The 6,812-nt window shown below is 68.6% G+C and carries 5 protein-coding genes and 1 pseudogene; 2 read left to right on the top strand and 4 right to left on the bottom strand.

Annotation, left to right across the window (positions count from 1 at the left end; all coding sequences use genetic code 11):
• The 3 genes from ON45_RS19625 to ON45_RS19615 all read right to left on the bottom strand — a co-directional run.
• Positions 1-727, bottom strand: a 727-nt coding sequence (locus ON45_RS19625; RefSeq protein WP_051063451.1) for a succinylglutamate desuccinylase/aspartoacylase family protein, incomplete at its 3' end; no start/stop codon positions are given.
• On the bottom strand, positions 724-1,227 hold the full coding sequence (locus tag ON45_RS19620; RefSeq protein ID WP_051063452.1) for an ATP-dependent zinc protease family protein: 504 nt from the start codon (positions 1,225-1,227) through the stop codon (positions 724-726). The genes ON45_RS19625 and ON45_RS19620, both read right to left, overlap by 4 nt.
• Before the next feature lie 10 nt (positions 1,228-1,237).
• Positions 1,238-2,332, bottom strand: coding sequence for a zinc-dependent alcohol dehydrogenase family protein (locus tag ON45_RS19615; protein WP_051063448.1), 1,095 nt, complete (start codon positions 2,330-2,332; stop codon positions 1,238-1,240).
• Positions 2,333-2,417: 85 nt separating this feature from the next.
• On the opposite strand from ON45_RS19615, the gene ON45_RS19610 reads away from it, so the two are divergent.
• Together ON45_RS19610 and ON45_RS19605 are read left to right on the top strand one after the other, a co-directional pair.
• Positions 2,418-4,331, top strand: a complete 1,914-nt coding sequence (locus ON45_RS19610; RefSeq protein WP_040496307.1) for an alkyl/aryl-sulfatase — start codon at positions 2,418-2,420, stop codon at positions 4,329-4,331.
• A gap of 74 nt (positions 4,332-4,405) precedes the next feature.
• Positions 4,406-6,016 carry an ABC-F family ATP-binding cassette domain-containing protein gene (locus tag ON45_RS19605; protein ID WP_040496305.1) on the top strand — a complete coding sequence of 537 codons (1,611 nt, stop codon included), beginning with the start codon at positions 4,406-4,408 and terminating at the stop codon, positions 6,014-6,016.
• A gap of 54 nt (positions 6,017-6,070) precedes the next feature.
• On the opposite strand, the pseudogene ON45_RS24150 reads toward ON45_RS19605, so the two are convergent.
• A pseudogene (locus ON45_RS24150) lies at positions 6,071-6,694 on the bottom strand (YczE/YyaS/YitT family protein); the annotation flags it as partial.
• Positions 6,695-6,812 lie beyond the last annotated feature (118 nt).

The following is a 6,812-nucleotide window of genomic DNA, read 5'->3' as shown; positions in this document are numbered from 1 at the left end:
CTCCGACCGCTGCGTCGATCGCCTCCCGGTCGAACCGCCAGGCCTCGCCACCCTCGTACAACAGGACCGTCGAGCCGGTCGCCGTCGCCGCGGCGCGCATCGAACCGTCGCGCAGCTTGGCGTGCATGATCAGCGGCGCGCCGAACGCGATCGCGAGATCACGGGTACGCGGGTCGTCGAGATCGGCACGGATCTGCGGCAGGTTCGTGCGATGGTCCGACCCGGTGTGCAGGTCGATGCCGACGTCGCAACGCTGGACGATCTCGGTCATGAAGATGTTCGCGACTCGCGCGGCGAGCGATCCGCCGGGTGAGCCGGGGAACGACCGGTTCAGGTCGCGCCGGTCCGGGAGGTAGCGGTCGCCGCTCAGGAAGCCGTGGACGTTGACGATCGGGACCGCGACGATCGTTCCGGCCAGGGTTCTCGGGACGATCGTGCTCAACGCGCGCCGGATGATCTCGACACCGGCGATCTCGTCGCCGTGGACCGCGGCGCTCAGCCAGATCACCGGGCCCTCGTTGCGGCCGTGGAACACGTTGATCGGGATCGAGATCTGATTGCCGGTGACCAGACGCGAGATCGGCAGCTGTCCGATCGCCGATCGACCGGCCGCCACGTCGAGGTCGCCGATCGAGAACGACGGCCGCCGACGCAGCCGCCGACGGCGCGGCGGCGCGACGGGCGGGACGAGATCCGTCGGTTCGTCGATGGGTTCTTCGTCGCTCATGCTCGGGTGCGGTTCCGGCGTCGGGTGTCGCGATCCGGGCGTCCGGTCGCGTACGACACCGACGGATCGATCACGTAGCGGCCGGCCATCGCGTTGCGACCGAGCAGCATCCGGAATCCCATCTCGTCGCGTCGCGTGAGCGTCAGCTCGATCTCGTGCGACGACCCGGCGAGATCGATCGACGCCACGATCACCGGTCGGACCGACTTCGTTCCCGATGAGCTCGTGACCGCACGCTGGTCGACGCAGGGGGCTTCGACGGCGTGCGGGTCGAGGTCGTTGCGCTGCCAGGGATGAACGACGAACCGGGCCCACGGCTTGCCGTCGCGCTCGAATTCCTCGATGTCGGTGGCATGGAGCGCCGAGGTGCGCGCACCCGTGTCGGTCTTCGCTTTCATCGCCGTGACCCCCCAGTCGGGAAAGGCCACCCATTCCCGCCAACCGATCAGGGTCGCCCCGGTCGTGTCGGGCGAAGCTGTGGATGATCGTGGAAGGGCCACGTGGGCCAACCTAGTGGTGTCGATGTCGACGTCCAGGGTGTCGACCGACATCGCGGACGTCAACCGAACCGTCGATCACGGTGATGCCCGGTCCGCCGTCGTCGGGTCGGACCAGAGCGTCGATGGCGTCGTCGAGCGTCACCGTGCGCGTGACGAGACGATCCAGGTCGATCTGCCCATCGCGCACCAGGGCGAGCATGTCCGGATAGTTCGCTGCTGCCATCCCGTGCGATCCGAGCACGTCGAGTTCCCACCCGATCACCCGGGCGTACGCGATCGGGGCGAATTCGGCGTCGCCGGTCATCAGCCCGACCTGGACGTGGCGCCCGCGTCGGCGGAGTCCGAGGAGCGAGGCCAGCGAGGATCCCGCTCCCCCGATGGCGTCGATCGACACGTGCGCACCGCCGCCGGTCGCCTCGTGCACGGCAGCCGCGACCTCTTCGGGGGCCATCCCGCTCACGTCGAGGGCAGCCTCGGCGCCGACCGACCGAGCCGCCGCGAGAGCAGCGCGGTCCACGTCGACTGCGACGACGCGTGCACCCCCTGCCACTCCGATCATGACGGCCGACAGTCCCACTCCCCCGCACCCGTGGACTGCGAGCCACTCCCCTGCCCCGAGCGACCCGCGCTCGACGACCGCCCGGTACGCGGTGGCCACCCGGCACCCGAGCGCTGCCGCATGGACCACATCGAGATCGTCGGGAATCGCGACGAGATTGGTGTCGGCGTAGTCGATCGCCACGTACTCCGCGAACGATCCCCACGCGGTGAACCCCGGTTGGAACTGCTTCGGGCACACCTGCGGGTCTCCGCCCAGACAGGTCGCGCAGCGGCCGCACCCGCCGACGAACGGGACGGTCACTCGCTCGCCGACGTTCCAGCCCACCACCTCCGCCCCGACGCCGACGACGCGACCCGCGAGCTCGTGGCCGGGCACGTGGGGCAGGACGATGTCGGGGTCGTGTCCACACCAACCGTGCCAATCACTGCGGCACACCCCGGATGCCTCGACCGCGACCACCACCCCGGTCGGCGCTGGAGACGGGTCGGGAACGACCTCGATCGACGGCCGTACGCCGAACTCCTCGAAGTACATGGCACGCACGTGTGGAACGTACCCGACCCGACCCGGCTCGTCGACGGAGCTTCGCCGGTCGCCGACCGGTGACGCCGTCTGCTGAACTGGCGCGATGGCCGAGACCGATCGTGACCTCCCGAAGCCCGCATCTGAGTACACCCGGCGCCGCAACTCGGCCGCGGTGGTCGATTTCGACGACGGCGTCGACTTCGCGGCCGCGCAGCGCGGACTCGTCGCCCAGCATCCGACGGGTCGGATCGAACGTGGCGGACGACCGGTGTGGGACACGGCCCACCACGACTTCCTCCGGACCGACGATCCGTCGCCCGAGACGGTGCATCCCGGGCTCTGGCGCCAAGGCCGGCTGAACGCGATCCACGGCTTGTTCGAAGTGGCCGACGGGGTCTGGCAGGCGCGTGGCTACGACATCAGCAACATCACCTTCATCGCCGCCGACAGCGGCTGGCTGATCATCGACCCGCTCACCGCCGAGGAGTGCGCCGCCGCCTGTCTCGAGCTGGCGAACCAGCACCTGGGGGCACGACCGGTCAGCGCCGTGATCTACACCCACAGCCATCTCGACCACTTCGGCGGAATGCTGGGCGTGACGAGTCGCGAGGCGGTGCTCAACGGCGACGTGAGGGTGATCGCACCGGAAGGGTTCATGCACGAGGCCGTCGGTGAGAACGTGCTCGCCGGGCCGATCATGGGGCGGCGGTCGATGTACCAGTTCGGGCCGCTTCTTCCGTTCGGACAGCAGGGGCAGGTCGACGCGGGGCTGGGCAAGACGGTGCCGCTGGGAACGTCGGGGCTCGTCGCGCCGACCGAACTGATCACCGAGACCGGCACCGAACTCGACGTCGACGGCGTGCGGATCGTGTTCCAGAACACACCTGACGCCGAGGCCCCGTCGGAGATGAACTTCTTCTTCCCGGACAAGCGACTGCTGTGCATGGCCGAGAACTGCACGCACACGCTGCACAACCTGTATCCGATCCGGGGTGCACAGGTCCGCGACTCACTCGCCTGGAGCAAGTACATCCACGAAGCCATGCGGATGTGGGGCGCACACACCGACACGATGTTCGCCAGCCACCACTGGCCGCGCTTCGGCGCCGACGACGTCGAAGGGTTCCTGAAGTTGCAGCGCGACGTGTACCGCTGGATGCACGACCAGACGCTGCGTCTCGCGAACCACGGCCACACCCCCGACGAGATCGCTGACGAGTTGACGCAGCTCCCCGACTGCTTCTCGAAGCAGTCGCACGTGCAGGGCTACTACGGCACCGTGTCGCACAACGTCCGCTCCGTCTACAACCGCTATCTCGGGTGGTACGACGGCAACCCGGCCCACCTGCATCCGCACCCTCCGGTCGCGGCGGCGGGTCGATACGTCAACATGATGGGCGGCGCGGACGGGGTGATGCGTGGAGCCCAGGCGGCGTTCGACGAGGGCGACTATCGGTGGACCGTCGAGGTGCTGAACCACCTGATCTTCGACGACCCGGGACACCGGGAGGCGAGGTCACTGTCGGCCGACGCGATGGAACAGCTCGGCTACCAGGCCGAGTCGAGCACCTGGCGCAACGCCTATCTGATGGGCGCACTCGAACTCCGCAACGGCACGATCCAGCTCGGCCGGGGCGGCCCGCCCGGGCTGGCCAGCGGGATGACCGGCGAGCAGTTGATCGACATGATCGGCTCACGCTTCGACCCGGCGAAGTGCTCCCTCGACACGCTGTCCGTCGCCTTCACGGTCACCGACCTGAACACCGCGGAGGACTCCCTCTCCCATCGACTGTCGGTGGAGAACGCCACGATCCACCACGACCCCGACACGGTCACGGCGGACGTGGCGGTCACGCTCGACCGCGCCGCGCTGGTCGACGTGATCGCCTACCCCGAACGTCTGACCGAGCGAATCGAGGACGGGACGATCACCGTCGACTCCGGGGAGGTCAGCGTGTTGGAGACGCTGCTCGGCGCTCTCGACACGTTCATCAGTCCCAACCTCGTCGAACCCTGAATGGCCGTTGGTGCCGGGCGCCGACGGAACAATCTCGTGATGATGGCGCGATGTGGGTTGCCTAGCCTGCGGCGGTGGGATCGATCGCCGTCAACCACCTGGCGTGGAACCTGCCCGGTGGCGCGGAGTTGTTCCGCGATGTCTCGTTCAACGTGGGCAACGGTGACCGGGTCGCGCTCGTCGGGGCGAACGGCGTGGGAAAGACGACGCTGTTCCGGTTGATCATCGGTGACGAGAACCCGAGCGCCGGCACCGTCAGCGTCGACGGCGGGCTCGGGGTGATGCATCAGCTCGTCGGGACCGCCGACCATCCGGCGACGACGGTACGCGAGCTGCTGCTGTCGATCTCCCCGGCGCGGATCCGCGCCGCCGCCGACGATCTCGACCGGGCGCACGAATGTCTCGCCGACGATCCGATGGCCTACGCGACTGCCGTCGCCGCATGGAGCGACGTCGGCGGGTACGACGCGGAGGTGCTCTGGGACGAGTGCACGACCCGTGCGTTCGGTGAGTCGTTCGACGAGGTGGCGCACCGCCCGTTGCGCACCCTGAGCGGCGGAGAGCAGAAGCGTCTCGCGCTCGAGACGCTGCTGCGCAGCGAGTTCGAGATCCTGGTGCTCGACGAACCGGACAACTTCCTCGACGTGCCGGCCAAACGCTGGCTCGAACAGCAGCTGAACGAGACCCGCAAGACCGTCGTCTTCATCAGCCATGACCGCGAACTGCTCGCGGCGAGTGCCACGAAGATCGTCACGATCGACGCTGCCGGGGCGTGGACCCACGGGGGATCGTTCGCCACATACGCCGCTGCCAAGGAGCACCACGACTCGATTCGCGAGCACAACCAGTCGCTCTACGACGCCGAGAAGCAGCGCCTCGAGGACTACGTGAAGTTGATGCGCCAGCGTGCGTCGATCAGCGAGGCGTTCGCGCCGAAGCTCAAGGCGGCCGAGACGAAACTCCGGCACTTCGTCGAGAAGAACGAGCGCCCGCCCGACGTGGCCGCTCAGAAGATCGACGTCCAGCTACGCGGCGCGAGGACCGGCAAACGCGCGGTGATCTGCGAGCAGCTGGAGATCTCCGGACTCACCGACCCGTTCGATCTCGAACTCTGGTACGGCGAGCGGGTGGCCGTCCTCGGTGGCAACGGTGTCGGCAAGAGCCACTTCCTCCGACTGCTCGCGTCAGCGGGATCGGAGGGAGCGCGACACGACGGTCCGGGTGCGGTCGAGCACGACGGGGTGGCTCGTCTCGGAGCGGGCGTCCGGCCCGGGCTCTTCCACCAGACCCACGAGCATCCCGAGTGGTCCGGACGCGAGCTCGTCGACATCCTGCACGATCTGGATGTGATGCTCGGACCGGCGATGGGAATGCTGCGTCGCTACGAACTCCAGCCGTGCGCGCGGCAGACCTTCGAGACCCTGTCAGGCGGCCAGCAGGCCAGATTCCAGATCCTGCTGCTCGAACTCTCCGGCGCCACGCTGCTGCTGCTCGACGAGCCGACCGACAACCTCGACCTGGTGTCAGCCGAGGCGCTGGAGCACGGCCTCGCGCACTTCAACGGCACCGTCGTCACCGTCACCCACGATCGTTGGTTCCTCCGCGGCTTCGACCGCTTCGTCGTGTTCGGCGACGACTGCCGGGTGACCGACCACACCGAGCTTCCCGCGACCTGGGCGGATTGACCAGGACAACGTCGCGAGGGTGTCGACTGCGCGATGGCCGTGGGTCACCGCTGGTCCGATCAGCGCGGCGACCATGACCGTGCCGAGACCGATCGGTCCTCCGAGCACCACACCGAGAACCACCCACGACAGTTCGATCCCGGCCCGCACGACGCTCTCGGGCCGACGGACACGATCCGACGCCGCACCGGCGAAGAGCTCTCCCGAGCCCGCGCCGAGTCCGGAGACGATGAGCGCACCGGCGCCGACGCCGATGCCGGCGATCGCGATGACCTGAAAGACCACGAGCATCGCCAGCGAAGTCGGTGCTTCGTACGCGTCGAGCGCCGCGACGACCGCTTGGAGCATCGGGCCGATGAGCAGCGGCGACAGGACGGTTCCGAACCCGGGACGGCGGCCGAGCATCCACGCGACCGCGATCGACGCCCCGATCGTCACCCACACGGCGACGCTCAACGGGAGCCCGGTGATGTTTCGGATCGCGCCGATGAACACGTCGAGTGGACCCGGGCCGAGTTCGGTCCAGAGGGTGACGGCCACCGACGTGGCGATGAGCAGCGATCCGCCCACGAGCAGCAGCAAGCGAACCGACCACGCGAGCGCGCGTCGGGCCGGACGGGTCGCCAGGACGGACGCGACCGCGCCCGCGCGAGACCAGGCGCGCTCGTGCAGCAACATGCGTTCAGTCTCGGACCGTCCGCGTCGAACTCATCAGCGGGTGGCGGTGCCGTGCGACACCCCACCCCCGTGCGTCATCGGGTTCCGCGCCATCGGGTGTCTGACACCGGATGGCACG

The sequence above is a fragment of the Ilumatobacter nonamiensis YM16-303 genome, assembly GCF_000350145.1.
Lineage (GTDB): Bacteria > Actinomycetota > Acidimicrobiia > Acidimicrobiales > Ilumatobacteraceae > Ilumatobacter_A > Ilumatobacter_A nonamiensis.
Note: the sequence above shows the minus strand (reverse complement) of the source record. Positions and strands in the feature narration are given on the sequence as shown.